The sequence below is a fragment of the Microbacterium sp. 10M-3C3 genome, assembly GCF_003931875.1.
GTDB lineage: Bacteria > Actinomycetota > Actinomycetes > Actinomycetales > Microbacteriaceae > Microbacterium.
This window is the reverse complement of record NZ_CP034245.1, coordinates 1005780-1028019: the sequence shown is the minus strand read 5'-3', so window position 1 is coordinate 1028019 and position 22240 is coordinate 1005780. Positions and strand designations below refer to the sequence as shown.

Sequence of the window (22240 nt, the reverse complement as noted above, 5' to 3'; positions counted from 1 at the left end):
CGCTGCGACGGGGTACACCTGTCGGGGAAGGACGGAGGATCGTGAGCTACTTCAGCGACATCGAGCGGGACCTGGTCGTGATCGGGCGGGAGGAGATCGCGCGCGACGTCGTGCGCTTCGATGTGGCGTCACCGAACGGACGCGACCTGCCGGCGTGGACCCCCGGCGCGCACATCGACGTGATCCTGGCCGCCGACGGCGACCCGCTCGAGCGGCAGTACTCGCTGTGCGGCGACGCGGGCGATCGCTCCCACTGGTCCTTCGCCGTGCTTCGGGAAGAGGACGGACGCGGCGGCTCGGTGCGCGTGCACGCCCTCGCCGTCGGCGACCGCGTGCGCGTGCGGGGCCCGCGCAGCCACTTCGCGTTCGAGGCCTCCCCCGGCGGGAGCTACCGCTTCGTCGCGGGCGGCATCGGCATCACACCACTGCGGCCCATGATCGCCGCCGCGCGCGCGGCGGGTGCGCGGTGGACGCTCGAGTACGCCGGGCGCGGCCGTGCGACGATGGCGTTCGCCGCGGAGCTCGAGGCCGCCGATCCCGCGCGGGTGCACGTGCACGCGGCCGACGAGGGCGGGCGCCTGGACCTCGCGGCGATGGTCCGGGAGCTCGCCGCCGACGAGGTCGTCTACGCGTGCGGGCCCCAGCGCCTCCTCGCCGACCTCGAGGTGCTCCTCGCCGATCGACCCGACGCGCTGCACGTCGAGCGCTTCGAGGCGAAGGAGTTCGGCGACCCGGTGTGGCCCGACCCGTTCGAGGTCGAGCTCGAGCTGACCGGCGTGACCGTGACGGTGACCCCGGACGTCTCGGTGCTCGACGCCGTACGCGCTCAGGCGCCGGAGGCGACCGTGCTCTCCAGCTGCCGCCGCGGCACGTGCGGCACGTGCGAGGTGCCCGTGGTCGAGGGCGCCGTCGAGCACCGCGACAGCGTGCTGACGCCGCTCGAGCAGGAGGGCGACACGGTCATGATGATCTGCGTGTCGCGCGCGGCGGGACCGCGGCTCGTGCTCGATCTGTGACAGCGACGGGCAGGCTCGGACCCGACGCCCGGATCACGCGGAGACGCGTGCGCGCAGCCGGTCGACGATTCCGCCCTCGTCCGCGGTGACGAGCCGGTAGTCGCGCACCACGACGCGCCCGCTCACCACGACGTGCCGGGGGCGTCGCCCGGGCGAGGCCCACAGCAGGCCCGCGACCGGGTCGGCGACGCCGGCATCCGCGACGCCCGACACGTCCCACACGCACACATCGGCGCGGGCGCCCGGCCGGAGGTGCCCGAGGTCGTCGCGTCCGAGCCCCGCCGCGCCGCCCGCCGTCGCCATCGCGAGCACCTCGAGCGCCGTGAGCGGCCGGCCGACGAGGGCCGACACCTGCATCGCGAGACGCGCATCGGCGAGCAGGTGACCGGCGTCGTTCGACCCGCCGCCCGACGTGCCGAGCCCGACGGCCACCCCCGCGTCGCGCAGCCGCGCGACCGGCGCGATCCCCCACCCCATCGGCACGTCGCATCCGGGCGCGTGCGTCGCGGCGACCCCGCGCGCGGCCAGGAGGTCGATCTCGTGCGGCTCGATGTCGCACAGGTGCGCGATCGTGACGCCCGGCTCGACCCAGCCCCACGCGTCCAGCAGCTCGAGCGGACGGCGGGCGTAGCGCTCGCGCGCGATCGCGGTGTCGACCTGCTCGTTGGCCTGCGTGCGGCGCCGCAGCCCGTGCCGCACCGCGACGCCGCGGAGGGCCGCGAAGGTCGCCTCGCCGTCGGAGTGCACGCCCGCGGGGCCCACGGCGACCTGCCGCATCCCGTCGGCCGAGACGCCGCCGCGCGCGTGGCCGCCGACGAGGGCGGCGACGATCGCCTCGGCGCTGTCGGCCGCGAGCGCCGGGTCGTCGCGCGCGGTCCCGCGCACGAACACGAGCCGGGCGCCGAGCTCGTCGGCAGCCGCCGCCACCGCGCGGGCGATCGCGACCGTGTCGCCGACCGCGTCGGCGGCGTCCGCCGGGTCGGGCCAGTTGAGCTGATGGTCGGCGACGGTCGTGACGCCGCTGAGAAGGGCCTCCGCGAGCCCGGCCGCCGCGGTCGCGCCGCACAGCGACGCGTCGATGCCGGCCGCGGCATACGCTGCCGCCATGCGCGGCAGCCAATCGCGCATGGCGACGCCCCGCGTGCCGGGAAGCGTCCGGAACGCGGTCTGCAGCAGGTGGTGGTGCGCGTTCACGAGGCCCGCGGTGACGACCGCGCCCGTGACGTCGAGACGCTCGGCGCCCGGCACCGCCGCATCCGCGATGCGCCCCTCCGCATCGACGTGCACATCGCCGGCGCACACCGTGTCGGGGTCGACGAGCACGTGGGCGGCTCCCGAGATCGTCAGCATGCTCCGTTGATACCACGCCGGCCCGTCCCGGCCCGCGGCATGCCAGGCTGGGCGGATGCAGCGCGATGTCACGAGCACCGTCGTCCTCGACGTGACCGAGCCGGCCGACCTGGTCTTCGCCGTCGCGGTGTCCTCCCTCTACGCACCCGCCGAGGAGGTCTGCGCCGCGACGCTCGACGGGGCTCCGGTCGACATCGAGGAGCTGCCCGACGCGCACGGCACGCGGCTGCACCGCGTCCGGCCGGGGAGGGGCCGGTTCGAGCTCGCGTACCGCGCGCGAGTGGCCGCATCCGCCGAGCCGCTCACCACCTCCCCGACCGACCTGCTCGTGGCGACGCGGCCGAGCCGCTACGCCGAGTCGGACGCCCTCGCACCGACCGCCGCGGCGGAGTTCGGCGGCATCGACCACCCCGTCGCATTGCTCGCGGCGGTGTCGTCGTGGGTCGGGACCGAGCTCGCGTACGTGTCGGGCTCGAGCCTGCCGACCGACGGCGCCGTGCGCACGCTGTTGAACCGCCGCGGTGTGTGCCGCGACTACGCGCACCTGTGCGTCGCGCTGCTGCGCGCGCTCGACGTGCCCGCGCGGGTCGTGTCGGTGTACGCGCCGGGGCTGTCGCCGATGGACTTCCACGCCGTCGCCGAGGCGTGGGTGGACGGGGCGTGGCGGGTCGTGGACGCGACGACGCTCGCGCCGCGCGGCTCGCTCGTGCGCATCGCGACCGGCCGCGATGCCGCCGACACGGCGTTCCTGACGATCGCGTCCGGGCGCGCCGATCTCGTGTCGCTCGAGGTCTCGGCGGTCGCCGACGTCCTGCCCGACGACGATGTGACGGCGCTCGTGTCGCTGGCCTGACCCCGACCTGACACCCAGCTGGGTCTGCCACGCTGGAGGCATGAGGGCCTGGATCATCCGCTTCGTGTCGCTGTACGTTTTCGACGTCGTCGTGCTGCTGCTCATCGACGTGCTCGTGCCGGGCGTGCGCGTCGGATTCGCCGCGCTGTGGGCCGCGGTCATCCTCACCGCCGCGACGCTGTGGCTGAAGCCGCTCGTGCACCGGTGGTTCCGCTCGATGGCCGCCGGCGGCGCCGCGCAGCGCTCGAAGCTCGGCGAGAAGCTCGTGCAGTACCTGCTCGTGCTCGCGGTGGCGGCGATCATCTGGGTGCTGGTCGTGGTGTTCACGGGCGTGAACGTGCGCGGGTTCGTCTTCGGCTGGTTCGTGCCGCCGGTGATCCTCCTCATCGCGTGGGCGATCTACGACCTCGTCGACGACCGCATCGAGGCGGGCACCGGCCGTCTCTACGACCGCGCCTTCCGCCGCGGCGGGACCCCGGATGCGGCGGCCCCGCCGATCCCGCCCGCACCGGCCGCGGGCTACCCCGGCGCGGCTCCCGCCGCCCGCCCTGGCGCCGCCCGTCCCGGCACGACGCGCCCGGACGATGGCCTGACCGACGAGCAGCGCCGCATGCTCGACGAGCTCGGCAACAGCTGACGCCGACCGACGCCCCACTCCCGTGGCGTAACACGGCGACGCGCGAAACAGCGCCGTCACACCGCTGCGTCACAATGGACGCCGCGCCGACAGCACGGCGCACCCGCACCGCACCCTGGAGGCTCCCGTGCTACGACGCCGCTCCGCCGTCCTCGCCCTCGCCGCCGCGACCGCCCTGCTCCTGGCCGGATGCAGCGGCGCCACCGGCGCAGATCCCTCCGCCGCATCCGGCGACGCCGACGGCTACGTGACCGCGGGGAAGTTCACCGTCGGCACGGGGGAGCCCGCGTACTATCCGTGGGTCATCGACGACGCGCCTGAGACCGGCGAGGGCTTCGAGGCCGCCGTCGCGTACGCCGTCGCCGACCAGCTCGGGTTCGCGGAGGACGACGTCGTGTGGGTGCGCACGACCTTCGACCAGGCGATCGCGCCGGGCCCGAAGGACTTCGACGTCAACCTGCAGCAGTTCTCGATCACCGACGAGCGCAAGCAGGCGGTCGACTTCAGCTCGCCGTACTACACGACGTCCCAGGTCGTCGTGACGACCGGCGGCTCGCCCGCCGCATCCGCGACGTCGATCGCCGACCTCAAGGATCTGCTGATCGGGGCCCAGACCGGCACCACGAGCTTCCAGGCGGTCGAGCAGATCATTCAGCCCACGCAGGGCGCGCAGGTGTTCAACACGAACGACGACGCCAAGCTCGCCCTGCAGAACGGGCAGGTCGATGCGATCGTCGTCGATCTGCCGACCGCGTTCTACATCGCCGGCGCCGAGCTCGACGACGGCAAGATCGTCGGCCAGCTCCCCGACCTCCCCGGCGCCGAGGCCGACCAGTTCGGATTCGTGCTGCCCAAGGACTCGCCCCTGACCGCCCGCGTCAGCGAAGCGGTCGACGCCCTCCGCGCGGACGGCACGCTCGACGAGCTCGCGACGCAGTGGCTCGGCGGCGAGGGCGAGGCGCCGCTGCTGAAGTGAGCTCCTCCCCCGGCACGACGCGCACGCCCAGCCGCCGCGAGCTCGAGCGCCGCGCGTACCGGCGCCGCCGCGGCATCCGCTCGGTACTCGCGAGCGTCGCCTCGACGCTCGTGCTGGCGGTGCTCGTGTGGATCTTCGTGATCCGCACGCCCGGCTGGGAGCGCGTGCAGCAGACGTTCTTCGACCCGCAGATCGCGCTCGCCTCGCTCCCGCGCGTATGGGACGGCTTCGTGCTGAACCTGCGCGTGCTCGTCACGACCGCCGTGCTCGTGCTCGTGTTCGGCCTGGTGCTCGCGACGCTGCGCACCCTGCGCGGACCCGTCTGGCTGCCGCTGCGCGCCCTCGCGGCGGGGTATACCGACCTGTTCCGCGGCACGCCGCTGATCATCGTGCTGTTCCTCGTCGGCTTCGGCATCCCCGGCCTCGGCATCATCCCGGTGCGCCTGCCGTACGAGTTCTGGGGCACGGTCGCGCTCACCCTCACGTACTCCGCGTACGTGTCGGAGGTGCTCCGGTCGGGCATCGAGGCGGTGCATCCGTCGCAGCGGCAGGCGGCGCGCTCGCTCGGTCTCAGCCACGCCCAGTCGATGCGGCTCGTCGTCGTGCCGCAGGCGGTGCGCAAGGTCACGCCCGCCCTCATGAACGACTTCGTCGCGCTGCAGAAGGACGTCGGGCTCATCTCGGTGCTCGGAGCGGTGGATGCGGTGCGCGCGGCGCAGATCGAGACCGCGCAGTACTTCAACTTCACCCCCTACGTGCTCGCCGGCGTGCTGTTCGTCCTCCTGGCGATCCCGACCGTGCGCCTGACGGACTGGTACACCGCGCGCGTGCGCGAGCGCGAGCAGATCGGCGGCATCGTATGAGCGCCCTGCTCGAGCTGCGCGACGTGTGGAAGTCGTACGGCGACCACGACGTGCTGCGCGGCGTCGACCTCGACGTGCACGCCGGCGAGGTCGTCGCCCTCATCGGCGCGAGCGGGTCGGGCAAGTCGACGCTGCTGCGCGTGACGAACCTGCTCGAGACCGTCGACGACGGCGAGATCCGCCTCGGGGGCGCCGAGATCACCGACCCGCGCGTCGACGCCGACGCCGTGCGGGCGCGCATCGGCGTCGTCTTCCAGCAGTACAACCTCTTCCCGCACCTGTCGGTGCGGCGCAACATCACCCTCGCGCTGCGGACGGTGCACCGGATGCCGCGGGCCGAGGCCGACGCGATCGCCGAGGCGCTGCTGGAGCGCGTGGGTCTCGCGGGCAAGGCGGCCGTGCATCCCGACCGGCTCTCCGGTGGTCAGCAGCAGCGCGTCGCGATCGCCCGCGCCGTGGCGACCTCGCCGGATCTGCTGCTGCTCGACGAGGTCACTTCGGCGCTGGACCCCGAGCTCGTCGCCGAGGTGCTGGACCTCGTGCGCGACCTCGCCGCCGAGGGCCGCACGATCGTCATGGCGACCCACGAGATGGCGTTCGCGCGCGATGTCGCCGACCGCGTGGTGTTCCTCGACGAGGGCCGCATCCTCGAGCAGGGCACCCCGGCCGAGGTCTTCGGCGCCCCGCGCGAGGAGCGCACACGCGCCTTCCTCGCCCGCTTCCTCGGCTAGGACCGCGCCGCCGACAGGCGAATCGGCCGGACACAGGACGATTTCGCGCCGTTCGTCCTGCATCCGACCGATTCGCCCGTTTTCGAGCGCGCGAAGCGGGCGCGCGGGGTCAGCCGGCGGCGCGTTCGGCGGCCTCGACGACGTTCGTCATGAGGAGGGCCACGGTCATGGGGCCGACGCCGCCCGGGTTGGGCGAGAGCCATCCGGCGACCTGGGCGACCGCCGGGTCGACGTCGCCGTACACGCGGCTCTTGCCGGTCTCGGGGTCGGTCTCGCGCGTGACGCCGACATCGAGCACGGCGGCGCCGGGCTTGACGTCGTCGGCCCGCACGATGTGCTTCACCCCCGCGGCGGCGACGATGACGTCGGCCTGCCGCAGGAACGGCGCGAGGTCGGGCGTGCCGGTGTGCGCGAGGGTGACGGTCGCGTTGATCTCGCGGCGCGTGAGGAGGAGCCCGATCGAGCGCCCGATCGTCACCCCGCGGCCGACCACGACGACGTGCTTGCCCGCGAGGTCGTAGTCGTTGCGCAGGAGCAGCTCGATGACCCCGCGCGGCGTGCACGGCAGCGGCGTCGTGATCGGCGCGTTGACGTTGAGCACGAGCCGGCCGAGGTTGGTCGGATGCAGGCCGTCGGCGTCCTTCGCGGGATCGATGCGCTCGAGGATCGCGTCGGTGTCGAGGTGCTTCGGCAGCGGCAGCTGGACGATGTAGCCGTGGCACGCGTCATCCGCGTTCAGCTCGTCGATGACGGCCTCGACCTCGGCCTGGGTCGACTCGGCCGGCAGCTCGATCTGGATCGAGTTCATGCCGATCGCCTCGGACTCGCGGTGCTTCATACCGACGTACAGCTGCGAGGCGGGGTCGGCTCCGACGAGGACGGTCGCGATGCCGGGGACGATGCCCCGGTCGCGCAGCGCGGCGACGCGCTCGGCGAGCTCGGACTTGATCGCGGATGCGGCGGCCTTGCCGTCCAATCGGATCGCGGTCATGCGTGGGTCCTTCCGTGACGGCGGGCGGGCCCGGGCCGGTGGGAGCGCGGCGGTGCGCCGTGCCTCACCGGCCGGGGCCGGCGGTGTTGCGCCCGCATATCACTATGTGCGTAGTGACCTGCCGGCGCAAGGGCCTGACGGGCGCGACAGCCTTACTGCTGCAGCCCGGGATAGAGCGGGAAGGCGGCCGTGAGCGCGGCCACGCGCGTGCGCAGCGCCTCGACGTCGGCGCCGGGCAGGAGCGCGAGCGCGATGATGTCGGCCACCTCGGTGAACTCGGCGTCCCCGAAGCCGCGCGTCGCGAGCGCGGGCGTGCCGATCCGCAGGCCCGACGTCACCATCGGCGGGCGAGGGTCGTTGGGCACGGCGTTGCGGTTGACCGTGATGTGGATGTCGTGCAGGAGGTCCTCGGCCTGCTTGCCGTCGATCTCCGCCTCGCGGAGGTCGACGAGCACGAGGTGCACGTCGGTTCCGCCCGAGCGCACCGCGATGCCGGCGGCGTCTACGTCGGGCTGCGACAGGCGGTCTGCGAGGATCTTCGCGCCGCGGAGCGTGCGCTCCTGGCGCTCGCGGAACTCCGGCGTCGCGGCGAGCTTGAACGCCGTGGCCTTCGCCGCGATCACGTGCATGAGCGGTCCGCCCTGCTGGCCGGGGAAGACCGCGGTGTTGATCTTCTTGGCGAGCTCGGCGTCGTTGGTGAGGATGATGCCCGAACGGGGGCCGCCGATGGTCTTGTGCACCGTGGAGGACACGACGTGCGCGTGCGGCACGGGGCTCGGGTGCACGCCGGCGGCGACGAGGCCCGCGAAGTGCGCCATGTCGACCCACAGGTACGCGCCGACCTCGTCGGCGATCTCGCGGAACCGGGCGAAGTCGAGCTGGCGCGGGTAGGCAGACCAGCCGGCGATGATCACCTTCGGTTTGTGCTCGAGCGCGAGGCGGCGCACCTCGTCCATGTCGATGACCGAGGTCTCGGGGTCGACGCCGTAGGCGACGATGTCGTAGAGGCGCCCGGAGAAGTTGATCTTCATGCCGTGCGTGAGGTGGCCGCCCTGGTCGAGGGCGAGGCCCAGGAGCGTGTCGCCCGGGCGCGCGATGGCGTGCAGCACGGCGGCGTTGGCGGTGGCGCCCGAATGCGGCTGCACGTTGGCGAACTCCGCGCCGAACAGGGCCTTTGCCCGCTCGATCGCGAGCTCCTCCGCGACGTCGACCTCTTCGCATCCGCCGTAGTAGCGCCGGCCGGGGTAGCCCTCGGCGTACTTGTTCGTGAGCACGGATCCCTGCGACTGCAGCACGGAGACCGGGACGAAGTTCTCCGACGCGATCATCTCGAGGTAGCCGCGCTGGCGCTCGAGCTCGCGCTCGAGGACCTGGGCGATCTCGGGGTCGACTTCGGCGAGCGGGGCGGTGAAGGTCGTGTCGGTCACGGGCGATCTCCTCGGACGTCGGCGGGTTTCCTGCGAATGGGACCGCCCGCACGCAGCGGACGGCATCGACATCGGCCCAGGCGTGCGGTCGGATGCGTCATCCACTCGGATACTCGTGCGTCGCTCCCCGGTGGGAATCCACCTGAACGCCAGTTGCGACGCCACCACTGTACTGCCTTAGGCTGGGCGTCACGGATTTGTAAAGCCTCCTTACAGAACGGAGGGCCGCGTGCCCGCACTGCCGCTGGTGCCCGTCCCCGTCCGTGCGGCGACGCTGACGGGCGCCCCCTTCCCGCTCGCCGCCGCGACGGTCTCTGGACACGCGGATGCAGCGGCCGAGCTGCGGCGCCTCCTCGCGGCGCGCACGGGCGCGGCGCCCATTGCGGACGGCGACGGCGCCGCGGGCATCCGGCTGCGCATCGTCGCGGGCGGCGCACCGGAGTCGTACGCGCTGCGCGTGGACGAGAGCGGCGTCGACGTCGCCGGGGCGGATGCGGCCGGCGTGTTCTACGGCGTGCAGTCGCTCGTGCAGCTCGCCCGTTTCGACGGCGACGCGTGGGTCGTCCCAGCCGTCGACGTCGCGGACGCGCCGCGGTTCGCGTACCGCGGCATGATGCTCGACGTCGCCCGCCACTTCCATCCCGTCGAGACCGTCACGGCGGTCATCGACCGGATCGCGCTGCTGAAGCTCAACCACCTGCACCTGCACCTGACCGACGACCAGGGCTGGCGCCTCGGCCTGCGCGCCCGTCCGGAGCTCGCCGATCGGGCCTCGGAGACGGCCATCGGCGGCGACGCGGGCGGCGCCTACACGCGCGAGCAGTACGCCGAGATCGTCGCGTACGCCGCCGCGCGGCACGTCACGATCGTTCCCGAGATCGACGTGCCGGGGCACACGCACGCCGTCGGCCTGGCCTACCCGGAGCTCGCCGCCGCCCCGGTCATCACGGCCGACGTCCGCGAGACCGCCGAGCGGTTCGGCGGCGGTCTGCCCGAGCCGGGGCGGCCGTACACGGGTCTCGCGGTCGGCTTCTCGTCGCTGCGCACCGATGACGAGCGCACGTACGACTTCCTCGCCGACGTGTTCGGCGAGCTCGCCGCGCTCACCCCCGGCCCGTACGTGCACCTCGGCGGCGACGAGTCGCTGGGGACCGACCCGGCCGACTACGCCGCCTTCATCGCCCGCGCCGTCGACATCGTCGCCGCCACCGGCAAGACCCCCGTCGTGTGGCACGAGGCGGCGGGCGTCGCCGACCTTCCGTGCGACGTCGTGGCGCAGTACTGGTCGTTCGCGCACCCCTCGACCGATCCCGAGCGCGCAGCGGTGGATGCGGCGGCGGCGGCCGCGGCCCGCTCGGCCGCATCGGTCATCCTCTCCCCCGCCGACGCGGTGTACCTCGACATGAAGCCCGAGCCGGGCTTCCCGGTGGGCCTCGAGTGGGCGGGCGGCCCGACCCCGCTCGCCGATGCGTACGGCTGGGAGCCGGCGGCGGTCGTCCCGGGCCTCGCGGAGGAGGACATCCTCGGAATCGAGGCGCCGCTGTGGACGGAGACGGTCCGCACGCTCGCCGACATCGACGCGCTCGCGTTCCCGCGCCTGGCCGCCGCGGCCGAGATCGCGTGGTCGCCCGCCGGCGCGCGGTCGTGGGAGTCGTTCCTCGAGCGGGTCGCGGCGCAGGCCGGGCTGTGGACGGCGCTCGGCATCGGCTTCGCTCCGCTCGCGCCGGTGCCGTGGCCGAAGGCGACGCCGTGAGCACGCTCGTGCGGGGGGCGCGCCTCATCGACGACGGCGCCGTGCACGAAGACGCGTGGGTGCTCGTCCATGACGGGCGCGTGACCGCGCGGGGCACGGGCGCCCCCGACGTCACGGCCGACGACGTGGTCGACGCGCGCGAGGTCGCGGGCCAGGACGCCGTGCTCTCGCCGGGGTTCGTCGACCTGCACGGCCACGGCGGCGGCGGGCACGCGTACGACGACGGCGCCGAGGCCATCCGCGCGGCGCGCGTCGTGCACCGCGCCCACGGCACGACGAGCGCCGTCGTGTCGCTCGTGTCGGCGCCCGTCGATGCCCTCCTCGCCCGCCTCGCCGCCGTGCGCGACGTGGCGGCGGCCGACGACGACGTGCTCGGCGCGCACCTCGAGGGTCCGTTCCTGGATCCGGCGCACCGCGGCGCCCACGACCCGGCGGTCCTGCGCTCTCCCGTCGACGTCGCCGCCCTCCTGGCCGCGGGCGGCGTGCGCCAGATCACGCTCGCCCCCGAGCTCCCCGGGGCGCTCGAGGCGATCCCCGCCGTCGTCGCCGCCGGCGCCGTCGCCGCGATCGGGCACACCGGTGCGGATGCGGCGCTCAGCCGCCGCGCGTTCGACGCCGGCGCGCGTCTTCTCACGCACGCTTTCAACGCCATGCCGGGCCTGCATCACCGCGCTCCGGGCCCCGTCGGCGCCGCCGCATCCGACCCACGCGTCGTGCTCGAGCTCATCGCCGACGGCGTGCACGTGGCCCCCGAGGTGGTGCGCATCGCTTTCGCCGTGGCGCCCGGGCGCATCGCGCTCGTGACCGACGCCATGGCCGCGGCCGGCGCCGACGACGGCGCCTATGCGCTCGGCGGCCTGCAGGTCGACGTGACGGCCGGCGTCGCCCGTCTGTCCGACGGCACGATCGCCGGCTCCACGCTCACGCAGGACCGCGCGGTGCGCACCGCCGTCGCGGCCGGCGTCGATCCCGTCGAGGCCCTGCGCGCGGTGACGGCGACCCCCGCGCGCGTCGTGGGCGCCGCCGACCGCGGGCACCTCGCGCCGAGCGCGCGCGGCGACCTCGTGCTCCTCGACGCGCGCCTCCACGTGCGCGCGGTGTGGGCCGCCGGCATCCGCGTCGCCTGAACCACCGCCCGCTGCCCGCCGCCCGCCGCCCGCCACCCTTCACCCACGATCACGAATTCAGGCTGAGCCGGCCTCGCGGGACAGCCGCGCCCCGACATTCCGCGTCTCGCATCGACCGGCGGCATTCACGAGCCTGAGTTCGTGCGGACGCGGCGCCGGCCTCCGCGGACGCGCGTTGTGCGGGCCGCCGGAGCCCGCGTCGCCTGAGCGTCTGCTCCGGCCCACCACCCGCCGCCCGCCACCCTTCACCCACGATCACGAATTCAGGCTGAGCCGGCCTCACGGGATAGCCGCGCCCCGACATTCCGCGTCTCGCATCGACCGGCGGCATTCACGAGCCTGAGTTCGTGCGGGCGCGGCGACCGGCCTCTCGAGGACGAGACACCGGCCGGGAGCGGGCACGGGGCCGGACGTAGAATGGCGGGATGGTCGACAGCCCCCGTGTCCGTGCCGAAGCGCCCCCGCAGCCGGGGATGCGCCCGGCCCTCTCGGCGGTCGACGTCCTGAGCGTGCTGTGCGGGCTCGTCGCGTTCGCGACGCTCGCGCTGTGGGGCTTCGCATCGTGGACCTTCCCGTGGAACCTCGTGTTCGGCATCGGCGCGCCCGTCGCCGCGATCCTCGTGTGGGCGCTGTTCGTGTCGCCGCGCGCCGTGCTCGCCGTGCATCCGTTCATCCGCGCGGTCGTGGAGCTGCTGGTGTACGTGTCGGCCACGATCGCGTGGTGGAGCATGGGGCAGCCGTGGATCGGCCTCGGCTACGCCGTCGTCGCCGTCGCGGTCGGCCTCGTCTCGGGCCGCCGCCGCCTCGCGTGAGCGCCGACGTCGTCGCGCTCCTGCGCGCGGCCCTGGGCGAACGCGTGGACACGACGGATGCGGCGCTTCAGGCCGCGCGCGCCGACAAGTCCGGTCATGCGGCCTCCGGCACGCCGCTCGCGGTCGTGCACGCCGAGTCGGTCGCGGATGTGCAGGAGACCCTGCGGATCGCTTCGGCGACCGGCACGCCCGTGGTGCCGCGCGGGGCCGGCACCGGCCTCGCGGGCGCCGCGAACACCGGCGCGGGCGAGATCGCACTGTCGCTGCGGCGCATGGACCGCATCCTCGAGGTACGCCCCGACGACCTCCTCGCGGTCGTCGAGCCGGGAATCATCAACGCCGACCTGAACGCGGCGCTGGCCGCACACGGCGTGTGGTGGGCGCCCGACCCCGCGAGCCGCGCGATCTCGACGGTGGGCGGCAACATCGGCACGGGCGCCGGCGGCCTGCTGTGCGCGAAGTACGGCGTCGTCCGCGATGCGGTGCTCGGCGTCGACCTCGTCCTCGCCGACGGTCGGCTGCTGCGCCTCGGGCACCGCAGCGTCAAGGGCGTCACGGGCCTCGACCTGACGTCGCTCGTCATCGGCTCCGAGGGCGTGCTCGGCGTCGTGGTCGCGGCGACTCTGAAGCTCCGCCGCCTCGTCGCGGGCGAGGTGCGCACGCTCTCGGCGCTGTTCTCCGACGTGCGCGCGGCGGCCGCCGCGTCCGCCACGATCACCGCGTCGGGCGTGCAGCCGGCGATCCAGGAGCTCATGGATGCGGCGAGCCTCGCCCGTACGCACGCCTACCTCGGGCTGCCGCCCCTCGCCCCCGGTGCGGCGCTGCTGCTCGCCCAGACCGACGGCCCGGCATCGCGCGACGAGGCCGACGCGATCGCCGCCGTGCTGCGCGACGCGGGCGGCACGGTCACGCTCGCCAGCGACGACGCCGAGGCCGAGCGCCTGCTCCTCATCCGCCGTTCGATGCACCCCGCGTGGGAGCAGGCGGGCACGACCCTCATCGAGGACGTGTCGGTGCCGCGCAGCGCCCTCCCCGACATGTTCGAGGCGATCGCCGACATCGAACGCCGCTACGGCATCGCGATCCCGACCATCGCGCACGCGGGCGACGGCAACCTGCATCCGAACTTCGTGTTCGACGGGCCCGACGTGCCGCCGGAGATCTGGGAGGCGGCCGGCGAGCTGTTCGCCGCGGCGCTGCGCCTGGGCGGCACGCTCACCGGCGAGCACGGCGTCGGCGTGCTCAAGCGCCGCTGGCTGGCCGACGAGCTCGGCGACGACCAGTGGCGCCTGCAGCGCGACATCGCCCGCGTGTTCGACCCCGCCGGCATCCTCAACCCCGGCAAGGTCTTCGCGCCCTGACCGCGCGGCCGAGCCCCTACAGCCCCTGCCACGCGGGCTTCGCGTCCCACGTCTCGCGGTAGTAGTCGGCGTAGCGCAGCTCGGCGGCCGCGGCCTCGTCGACGACGACCGTGACGTGCGGATGCAGCTGAATCGCCGAGGCCGGCAGCGACGCCGTCACCGCTCCCTCCACGGCGCCCGCGACCGCAGCGGCCTTGCCCGCGCCGAACGCGAGGAGCACGAGGTGGCGCGCGTCGAGGATCGTCCCGAGCCCCTGCGTGATGCAGTGACGCGGCACATCGTCGGGCGCGTCGAAGAAGCGGGCGTTGTCCGCGCGCGTCTGCCGCGTGAGCGTCTTCACGCGCGTGCGCGATGCGAACGACGACCCGGGCTCGTTGAACCCGATGTGCCCGTCGCTGCCGATGCCGAGCAGCTGCAGGTCGACCCCGCCGGCGGCGGCGATGGCCCGCTCGTACGCGTCGCCGGCGCCCTCGATGCCGTCGAGCCGTCCGTCCGGCACGTGGATGCGGTCGGGGTCGAGCCCGAGCGGCTCGACGACCTCTCGGCGGATGACGGACCGGTAGCTCTGCGGATGCCGCGGATCCAGGCCCACGTACTCGTCGAGCGCGAACCCGCGCACGTGCGACACGTCGACGCCCGTCAGCGCCTCCCGCAGCGCCGCGTACACCGGCAGCGGTGTCGATCCCGTCGCCAGGCCCAGCACCGCGTCCGGCCGGGCGCGCACGAGGCGCGCGATCTCGGCCGCGACGAGCGCCCCGGCCGCGTCCGCCGTCGGGACGATGACCACCTCAGCCAACGAGCACCTCCCCGGCGGGCGTGCCGTCGGCGGCGCCCACGAGCGCCGCGCCCACGGCGGCGGCGGGCGAACCCGACGGCAGCACGCGCACGCGCTCGGCCAGCCGCAGCGAGCGCAGGAACGGGGAGGACGCGGCACTGTCGTCCAGGGCGCCGGCCACGTCGGCGGTCAGCCGCGGCGCGAGCGCCGTGAGCCCCCCGCCGAGCACGACCTCGTCGACGTCGGCGGTGAGCACGAGCACGCGCACGGCCGCCGCGACACCGCGCGCGAGGTCGGCGCGCAGGCCCCGCGCCTGGGGGTCGCCGGCATCGGCCGCGTCGAACACGTCGCGCACGGGGAAGGGTCCGCCGCGCCCCCAGCGCTCGGCGATGGCGCCGCCGCCGGCGAGCGCCTCGATGCAGCCGCGCTGGCCGCAGCGGCACAGGGGTCCGGCCGGATCGATCGCGATGTGACCGACCTCGCCGGCCGTGCCGCGCGCACCGCGCCACAGCCGCCCGTCGACCACGACGCCGGCGGCGACGCCGGTGCCGAGGTTGACGTACGCCATGGAGGCCGCGCCCGGATGCAGCAGCGCCGCGCCGAGCGCCGCCGCCTTGACGTCGTTCTCCACGCGCACCGGCACCCCGAACACGGGCTCGAGTGCGGCGCCGACATCCAGCCGGTCGATGCCGAGGTTCACGGCGTGCACGACGCGCGAGCCGCCGGGCTCGACCTGGCCGGGGATGCCGATGCCGATCGACACGGCGGCGCGGCCGGCGACCTCGGGGCGTGCGAAGAGGCTCGTCACCGCATCGCGGATGCTCCGCACCACCGGCTCCACACCCCAGCCCGTCGCGACGCGCACGCGCGCGAGCACGCCGTCGTCGCCGTCGATGGCGACGGCGTCGGTCTTGGAGCCGCCGACGTCCAGCCCCACGCGGACGCGGTCGTCCGCCACGATCGTCGCGCTCACCCCTTGACCGCTCCCGACACCAGTCCCCCGGTCATGCGGCCGCGCACGAGCAGGAAGAACACGATCACCGGGATCGCCATGACGGTCGAGGCCGCCATGACGACGGCCCAGTCGGTCGCCTTGGTCGCCTGCACGAAGCTGCGCAGCCAGATCGGCAGCGTCTGCGACTCCGGCCGGGTCATGACGACGAGCGCGTAGATGAACTCGTTCCACGCCTGGATGAAGGCGAACACGCCCGTCGCCACGAGTCCCGGGGCCAGCAGCGGGAACGTGATGCGCCAGAACGCCCCCGTGCGGCTGCATCCGTCGATCATCGCCGCCTCCTCGAGGTCGGCCGGCACGCCCGCGACGAAGCCGCGCAGCGTCCAGATGGTGAACGGCAGCACGAGGGCGATGTACACGAAGCCGAGGCCGAGGATGCTGTTGAGCAGCTGCCATCCGTCGAGGATCCGGAACGTCGAGATGATGAGCGCCTCGGCGGGGATCATCTGGATGATCAGCACCGCGACGATGAACGACGTGCGGCTGCGGAAGCGGTAGCGGGAGACTGCGAGCGAGGCGAGGAAGGCGAACACGAGCGCGGCGACCACGGTCGTGAGGGTGACCGCGAGCGAGATGCCGAGGGCGGGGAGGAGCCCGCCGGTGGTCCACGCCGTGACGTAGTTGTCGACCGTGAAGACGGTCGGCCAGAAGCTCGGGGTCGGCGACGACACCGCCGAGCCGGGCTGGAACGACGTGTTGACCATCCAGTACACGGGGAACACCGCGCACACGATCACGACGACGGCGGCGAGGTTGAGGCCGACCCGTCCGAGTCGGCGGCGCACCACGGCGGCACTCATGCGGTCTCCTCCTGCCGGAGCATCGAGCGGATGTAGAAGCCGGAGATCAGCAGCATGATCACGACGAGGATGACCGAGATCGCCCCGCCCGCGCCGAGGTCGCCCGACGCCATGGACACGCTGTAGATGTAGACGCCGATCGTGTTGGTCTCCGCGCGCACGCCGCCGACCGTCTGCAGCGCGTAGATCTGCGCGAAGACGCGCAGGTCCCAGATGATCTGCAGGATCAGCAGCACGAACAGGATCGAGCGCAGGTAGGGCACCGTGATGAGGCGGAAGCGCTTCCATGCCCCCGCGCCGTCGAGGGCGGCGGCCTCCATGACCTCGCCGGGCACCTGCGTGAGCCCCGCGTAGACCGTGAAGGCGACGAAGGGTATCGCGCCCCACGTGATGACGATCGCCGCGACGGCGAAGAAGCTCAGCGGATCGATGAGCCACGAATGCCCCGACCAGTCGGTGCCGGTGAGGGCCGTGAGCGCGTAGTTGACGAGGCCGTACTGGGTGTCGAAGATCCAGCCCCACACGATCGTGGCGGTCAGGGCCGGCATCGCCCACGCCAGCAGCAACGCCACCGACACGGCGAAGCGCATGACGCGGCCCAGTCGCTCGAGCATGAGCGCGATGAGGATGCCCAGCACCATGGTCGCCACGACGCACACCGCGCACAGACCGAGGCTGCGCGCGAGCACGAGCCAGAACTCGCCGTCGGAGAGCACCGCGATGTAGTTGTCGAGGCCGACGAAAGGCGCCGGGGCGCCGAAGATCTGCGGCCGGCCGTACTCCTGGAACGACATGACGACCGTCTGCACGAGCGGCCAGCCGATGAAGACCGCGAGCATGATGACCGCGGGGGTGAGGAGGGCGAACGGCGTGAATGTGCGCCGCGGGCGCCGGCGCGCCGGCGGGGTCGCGTCCGCGGCCGGGGCGAGCGCCACCGGCGGCGGGGTGAGGGTGGTCGTCATGGCCACTCCCCTTCCGGGTCGGGGCCGCCCCGGTGCCGTGCGCGTCCGCGGGGGACGGCGGCGCACGGCACCGGAGCGGGTGGGGTCAGCCGTTGAGGATCGACTCGATCTGCGTGTCGAGGTCCTCGGCCAGGCTCTTCACATCGCCGCCACCGGCGACGTTGACGAAGAAGTCCTGGATGATGCCCTTCGCCTCCACGTCGGCCCACTTGGGCGAGGCCGGCGTGAGCTTGGCGTTCGCCGCCGCATCCGCGATGACCTTCGCGAGCTCGGGTGTCGCCGCGGCGACGTCGGAGCCGAGCGAGGTCTTCGCCGGCACGAGGCCTGCGCCCGCGAGGATCTTCTGGTAGTCGTCGCTGAGCATGATCTCCAGCGCCTTCTTCGCGAGGTCCGGATGCTGCGACTTCGCCGCGATGCCCACGTTGGAGCCGCCCGCGAAGACCTGGGCCGCGCCGCCGTCCTTGCCCGGCAGGGCGAAGTAGCCGGTCGTGTCGGCCAGGGCCGTCGGCTTCTTGTCCTCGTCGGCGACGATCGACCAGTAGGCCCAGCTGGGGGCGGAGTAGGTCGCGGCCTGCTCGGTGCGGAACGGCACCCAGCCGTCGGTCTCGTCGCCGTCCTTCGGGGCGAGCGACGCCTTCGTCATGAGCTGCTGCACCTGCTCGAGGCCCTTCAGCGACTCGGCGCTGGAGAACTGCGCGTCCCACGTGCCGTCGTCGTCCTGCACCGCGACCTCGCCGCCGTTCTCCCAGATGAAGGGCAGCGCGTTGTACCAGTCCTTGCCCGGGAAGTAGACACCCGAGACGCCCGGCATCGCGGCGGCGAGCGCCTCGCCGTTGGACACGTACGCGTCGAGGGTCGTGGGCACCTGCACGCCGGCCTGCTGGTACATCGCGGTGTTGTAGAACACCACGCGCGCACCCGAGTAGTACGGTGCGGCGTACAGCGTGCCGTCCGACGTGCCGGCCTCGACGAAGCCCGGGAGGAGGTCGTCGCCGCCGAGCTGGTCCTTGATGTCGTCGAGGCTCAGCAGCGCGCCGCTCGAGGTGAACGCGGCCGCCTGCGTGTTGCCCATCTCGACGATGTCGGGGCTGTCGCTGGACGACAGGCTCGTCGTGAGCTTGTCGACCAGGCCCGTCCACTGCTGCTCCTCGATCGTGAGGGTGGAACCGGGGTTCTCCTCCTCGAACGTCTTCACGAGGTAGTCGCGGGCGTCCTGTGGCGTGTCGGTGCCGACGAGCCACACGCGGATCTCGGCGCCGTCGCCGTCGTCTCCGCCGGCACTGCCGCCGGCGCAGCCGGCCAGCGCGAGCGCCGACGCGCCCACGAGGGCGACCGCAGCGAGCTTCCTGTTCATGGTGCCTTCTCTCTGTGTTGTGGTGTTCCGGTGCGAAAGGGTGGTGCGCCCGGTCGGGCGCGGGGAACGGGGTGTCACGACACCCCGAGTCGTCCGGCGAGGACCATGACCGCCGCGCCCCGCAGGACGATGTCCTGGCCGAGGCCGGTCATGCGGACCCGCACGTCGTCGTGGAACTCGGCGAGCGTGCGGGCGCGGAGGGTGTCGGCGGCGGCCGCGGCGAGCGGCCCGTCGAGCAGTTCGGAGGGGCCCGAGAGGACGATCTCGGACAGGTCGAGCGCGCCGACGATCGGGGCCAGCGCGATGCCGAGCCGTTCGCCGGCGTCGCGGAGCACGCCCTCGCGGTCGCCGGATGCGGCGGCGTCGGCACGGGCGGAGAGGGCGGGCACGGAGATCCACGCCTCGAGGCATCCGTCCTTGCCGCACACGCAGCGCGGGCCGCCGTCGGTGCCGATCGTGACGTGTCCGATCTCGCCCGCGGCGAAGCGGCTGCCGCGCAGCGGCCGGCCGCCCGCGAGCAGACCCGCGCCGACACCGCGGCCGACCTTCACCAGCAGCACGTCATCGCCGGCATCGCCGAACGAGTACTCGGCGAGCACGGCGGCGTTGGCGTCGTTCGCGATCATGACGGGGAGCGCGAGCGCCTCGGTGAGCACGCCTTCGAGGTCGAGGCGCTCCCATCCGAAGTTCGGCGCGGCGAGCACCACCCCGTCGTCGTCGACGACGCCGGGGCTGCCGACGCCGAGCCCCAGCACGGGCGCGTGCGCGTCGGCGATCAGCTCGCGCGCGAGCTCGATGACGCGAGCCACGACGTCGTCGTCGCGGCCGGGCACGGCGACCTGGCGGCGCGCGACGATCTCGCCGTCGAGGGTCATGACGGCTCCCGTGAACACGTCGCTGCCCGACAGGTCGAGCCCCACGATGCGGTGCCCCGAGCGGTCGACGTCGACGAGGATCGCGGGCTTGCCGGGACCGGAGCTCTCGCGCACGCCCTGCTCGGCGACGTAGCCGTCGGTGATCAGCTCGCCGACGAGGTCGGAGATCGTCACGCGCGTGAGCCCGGTCTCGCGGGAGAGGTCGGCGCGGCTCATCGCCCCGCCGCGGTAGAGCGTCTGCAGCACGAGCGAGCGATTGTGGAATCGGGCCTCCTCGGGCAGGACCTTCGCGGACGGCCGCAGGGCACGACCGGCGCCGAAGGTGCGGGCGGTCATGGGCGTACCGGTCGGCGTCATGTTTGTTAGTAGACCTTACGAACTAAACCCCACGCAAGCTTTTCGCTCAGATTTGCTCGGAAGGTTTACAAACCTGTGATCTGCGCCGGCCGTACGGCCCGCTCCGACGTACGCTGGAAGACCCCCGGACGAAGGAGCCCCCGATGCCCCGCCGACCTCTGCCCGCCTCGCTGCTCGTCGCCGCCGCGCTCGCCCTCGCCGGCTGCACCGCAGCCGCGCCGTCCGCTGCGCCCTCCGTCGCCCCCGATGCGCCGGGCGACGGCGGGCAGAGCGTGGCGGACGCGTGCGCGATCGTCGGCCAGTCGATCGACGACGCGACCGCCGCCTTCGCGGCGGCGTCCCCCGAAGACGCCGAGGCCGTCGTGTCGGCGATGTCCGATGCGTCCGAGCGACTCGTCGCGGCATCGAAGGACGTGACGAACGACGAGGTGGCGGCCGTGCTGCCGCCGCTTCAGGAGACGTACGCGAAGGTGTCGGAGGTGATGGGCGACCTCGTCGGCGGCGACGTGTCGAAGATGGACGAGCTCGCCGAGCTCAGCGCGTCGTACCAGGAGGCCGCCGGCGCCTACGCCGACCTGTGCGGTGCGCAGGCGCCCTGACCGCGCGTCCACAGCGGCTGCGCCGTCATGGTGATCGCACCGTGACCTGAACGTTGCCCATGCGGCACCTGTGCGCCTTTACCATGAGAGGACGAGAAGGGTGCCACGACATGACGGATCTCGCGACGAGACCCGACGCCGGATCGGACGACGCGCACGGCGCGACGACCGTCGGCGGCGCGACCGACGACGCAACGACGATCGGTGACGACGGCGCCTCGTACGCGTGGGCGACGCCCGAGCCCGCCCCGCGCAAGCGCCGCACGGCCCTGTGGATCGGCATCCCTGCGGGTGTGACCGCGCTGGCCCTCGCCGCCGCATCCGTCGTCCTCATCGCCCCCGGCACCGCCGTCGCCGGCGTCGGCATCGGCGGTCTGACCGCCGGCGCGGCCGCCGACGCGATCGCCACGCGCCTGGCCGAGACCACGGTGCTCGTCGATACTCCCGAGGGCACGTTCACCGTCACCGGCGCCGACCTCGGCGCGAGCGTGGACGCCGCCGCCGCTGCCAAGCAGGCGTTCGCTGCCCACCCGATGTGGAACCCCGCGTCCTGGTTCCCCGCGGGCATCGACGCGCCGATCACGCTCGACGACGCCGCGGCGGAGCAGACGCTGCGCGCCGCCGCCGGAGACCTGTACGTCGAGCCCGTCGACGCCGCGATCGCGTTCGACGCCGCTTCGGCGACGTACGTCGTGACCGACGCGGTGCCCGGCCAGGGGATCGACCTCGACGCCGTCCGCGGCGCACTGCAGGACGCGTTCGACAGCGGCGCCGCCTCGACGACGCTCACCGCCGACGCCGTGCCCGTGGAGGCCGCGGCCACGACCGCCGAGGCCACCGAGACCGCCGCGACGCTCAACGGCATGCTCGACACGATCGGCTTCTACGTCGGCGACGAGCGGGCCGTGCCGGTCGACCGTGCGACCGCCGCGTCGTGGCTCACCGTCACGGACGACGCCGGAACCTTCACGATCTCCGCCGACCCCGCCGCCATCCAGACCGTCGTCGACGGGCTGCCGGCCGCGGTGGATCGCGCGCCGGTCAACGCGACCGTCATCACCGACACGGCCGGCGCGGTGCTCCGCGAGCAGACTGCGGGCGTGACCGGCCGCGCGCTCGAGAGCACCGACGGCATCGCCAACCGCTTCGCGGAGATGCTCGGCAACGGCGAGGCCGCGTTCCCGCTCACGGTCACCGAGACGCCGTTCACGACGACGACCCTCGCGCGCCGCATCGAGGTCAACCTCAGCACGCAGCACGCCTACCTGTACGAGAACGACGCGGTCGTGCAGTCGTGGGCGATCTCGTCCGGCCTGCCGGGCTCGCCGACGCTGCCGGGCAACTTCCGCATCGGGTGGAAGACGCCGATGCAGGACATGGGCTGCTTCCCCGGCGCGCCGTACTGCACCGAGAACGTGCCGTGGGTGTCGTACTTCAACGGCGACCAGGCCTTCCACGGCGCGTACTGGCACAACAACTTCGGCCAGCAGATGAGCCACGGATGCGTCAACCTGCCGGTGAGCGCGGCGAAGTACCTCTACGACTGGGCGCCCAAGGGCGTGCAGGTGTGGGTGCACTACTGACCCGATCGGCCGCGCTATCGTGA

General features: G+C 73.5%; 21 protein-coding genes and 1 riboswitch. Of the genes, 12 read left to right on the top strand and 9 right to left on the bottom strand.

All coding sequences use genetic code 11. The features are described from left to right. The first annotated feature begins 41 nt into the window (after window positions 1–41). Entirely contained in the window at window positions 42–1016 is a 975-nt protein-coding gene (locus tag EI169_RS04885; RefSeq protein WP_125131339.1) for a PDR/VanB family oxidoreductase, read from the top strand. Window positions 1017–1049: 33 nt separating this feature from the next. On the opposite strand, the gene EI169_RS04880 is transcribed toward EI169_RS04885, so the two are convergent. Further along, complete coding sequence (locus EI169_RS04880) at window positions 1050–2366, bottom strand: amidohydrolase family protein (RefSeq protein WP_125131338.1); 1317 nt, start codon at window positions 2364–2366, stop codon at window positions 1050–1052. A gap of 55 nt (window positions 2367–2421) precedes the next feature. Between EI169_RS04880 and EI169_RS04875 the strand changes: the two genes are divergently transcribed. The 5 genes from EI169_RS04875 to EI169_RS04855 all read left to right on the top strand — a co-directional run bounded on the left by EI169_RS04875 (window position 2422) and on the right by EI169_RS04855 (window position 6426). Then, complete coding sequence (locus EI169_RS04875; protein WP_125131337.1) at window positions 2422–3219, top strand: transglutaminase family protein; 798 nt, start codon at window positions 2422–2424, stop codon at window positions 3217–3219. Window positions 3220–3259: 40 nt separating this feature from the next. After that, on the top strand, window positions 3260–3856 hold the full coding sequence (locus EI169_RS04870) for a hypothetical protein (protein WP_125131336.1): 597 nt from the start codon (window positions 3260–3262) through the stop codon (window positions 3854–3856). A gap of 127 nt (window positions 3857–3983) precedes the next feature. Further along, the gene (locus EI169_RS04865) at window positions 3984–4832 is read left to right on the top strand and encodes an ABC transporter substrate-binding protein (RefSeq protein WP_240640637.1); all 849 of its coding nucleotides are present in this window, start codon (window positions 3984–3986) and stop codon (window positions 4830–4832) included. Beyond that, window positions 4829–5695 (top strand): amino acid ABC transporter permease, encoded by an 867-nt coding sequence (locus EI169_RS04860; protein WP_125131334.1) that lies wholly within the window; start codon window positions 4829–4831, stop codon window positions 5693–5695. The genes EI169_RS04865 and EI169_RS04860 overlap by 4 nt, the downstream gene beginning before the upstream one ends. Then, complete coding sequence (locus tag EI169_RS04855; protein ID WP_125131333.1) at window positions 5692–6426, top strand: amino acid ABC transporter ATP-binding protein; 735 nt, start codon at window positions 5692–5694, stop codon at window positions 6424–6426. Before EI169_RS04860 ends, EI169_RS04855 begins: the two co-directional genes overlap by 4 nt. Before the next feature lie 109 nt (window positions 6427–6535). Here the strand turns inward: EI169_RS04855 and EI169_RS04850 are convergent, their stop codons facing one another. Beyond that, the gene (locus EI169_RS04850; RefSeq protein ID WP_125131332.1) at window positions 6536–7417 is read right to left on the bottom strand and encodes a bifunctional methylenetetrahydrofolate dehydrogenase/methenyltetrahydrofolate cyclohydrolase; all 882 of its coding nucleotides are present in this window, start codon (window positions 7415–7417) and stop codon (window positions 6536–6538) included. Window positions 7418–7569: 152 nt separating this feature from the next. Continuing rightward, on the bottom strand, window positions 7570–8844 hold the full coding sequence (gene glyA, locus EI169_RS04845; RefSeq protein WP_125131331.1) for a serine hydroxymethyltransferase: 1275 nt from the start codon (window positions 8842–8844) through the stop codon (window positions 7570–7572). A 67-nt stretch (window positions 8845–8911) separates the two neighbouring features. After that, window positions 8912–9011, bottom strand: a riboswitch (ZMP/ZTP riboswitch). A gap of 62 nt (window positions 9012–9073) precedes the next feature. Between glyA and EI169_RS04840 the strand changes: the two genes are divergently transcribed. The 4 genes from EI169_RS04840 to EI169_RS04825 all read left to right on the top strand — a co-directional run bounded on the left by EI169_RS04840 (window position 9074) and on the right by EI169_RS04825 (window position 13897). Further along, entirely contained in the window at window positions 9074–10597 is a 1524-nt protein-coding gene (locus EI169_RS04840; protein ID WP_125131330.1) for a family 20 glycosylhydrolase, read from the top strand. Continuing rightward, the gene (locus EI169_RS04835; RefSeq protein ID WP_125131329.1) at window positions 10594–11724 is read left to right on the top strand and encodes an amidohydrolase family protein; all 1131 of its coding nucleotides are present in this window, start codon (window positions 10594–10596) and stop codon (window positions 11722–11724) included. The genes EI169_RS04840 and EI169_RS04835 overlap by 4 nt, the downstream gene beginning before the upstream one ends. A gap of 425 nt (window positions 11725–12149) precedes the next feature. Next, complete coding sequence (locus EI169_RS04830; protein ID WP_125131328.1) at window positions 12150–12536, top strand: YrdB family protein; 387 nt, start codon at window positions 12150–12152, stop codon at window positions 12534–12536. Further along, on the top strand, window positions 12533–13897 hold the full coding sequence (locus EI169_RS04825; RefSeq protein WP_125131327.1) for an FAD-linked oxidase C-terminal domain-containing protein: 1365 nt from the start codon (window positions 12533–12535) through the stop codon (window positions 13895–13897). The genes EI169_RS04830 and EI169_RS04825 overlap by 4 nt, the downstream gene beginning before the upstream one ends. 16 nt (window positions 13898–13913) lie before the next feature. Here the strand turns inward: EI169_RS04825 and nagB are convergent, their stop codons facing one another. The 6 genes from nagB to EI169_RS04795 form a co-directional block, all read right to left on the bottom strand. Then, entirely contained in the window at window positions 13914–14693 is a 780-nt protein-coding gene (gene nagB, locus EI169_RS04820; protein WP_125131326.1) for a glucosamine-6-phosphate deaminase, read from the bottom strand. Beyond that, window positions 14686–15645, bottom strand: coding sequence for an ROK family protein (locus EI169_RS04815; RefSeq protein WP_240640636.1), 960 nt, complete (start codon window positions 15643–15645; stop codon window positions 14686–14688). The genes nagB and EI169_RS04815 overlap by 8 nt, the downstream gene beginning before the upstream one ends. Continuing rightward, on the bottom strand, window positions 15642–16487 hold the full coding sequence (locus tag EI169_RS04810) for a carbohydrate ABC transporter permease (protein ID WP_125131325.1): 846 nt from the start codon (window positions 16485–16487) through the stop codon (window positions 15642–15644). Before EI169_RS04810 ends, EI169_RS04815 begins: the two co-directional genes overlap by 4 nt. After that, complete coding sequence (locus EI169_RS04805; protein WP_125131324.1) at window positions 16484–17449, bottom strand: sugar ABC transporter permease; 966 nt, start codon at window positions 17447–17449, stop codon at window positions 16484–16486. The genes EI169_RS04810 and EI169_RS04805 overlap by 4 nt, the downstream gene beginning before the upstream one ends. A gap of 85 nt (window positions 17450–17534) precedes the next feature. Then, window positions 17535–18803, bottom strand: a complete 1269-nt coding sequence (locus EI169_RS04800; protein ID WP_125131323.1) for an extracellular solute-binding protein — start codon at window positions 18801–18803, stop codon at window positions 17535–17537. A gap of 74 nt (window positions 18804–18877) precedes the next feature. Next, window positions 18878–20035 (bottom strand): ROK family transcriptional regulator, encoded by a 1158-nt coding sequence (locus tag EI169_RS04795; RefSeq protein ID WP_125131322.1) that lies wholly within the window; start codon window positions 20033–20035, stop codon window positions 18878–18880. 143 nt (window positions 20036–20178) lie between these two features. On the opposite strand from EI169_RS04795, the gene EI169_RS04790 reads away from it, so the two are divergent. Then, the gene (locus EI169_RS04790) at window positions 20179–20634 is read left to right on the top strand and encodes a hypothetical protein (RefSeq protein WP_125131321.1); all 456 of its coding nucleotides are present in this window, start codon (window positions 20179–20181) and stop codon (window positions 20632–20634) included. 110 nt (window positions 20635–20744) lie between these two features. Next, window positions 20745–22217 carry a L,D-transpeptidase gene (locus EI169_RS04785; RefSeq protein ID WP_125131320.1) on the top strand — a complete coding sequence of 491 codons (1473 nt, stop codon included), beginning with the start codon at window positions 20745–20747 and terminating at the stop codon, window positions 22215–22217. Window positions 22218–22240: the final 23 nt, after the last annotated feature.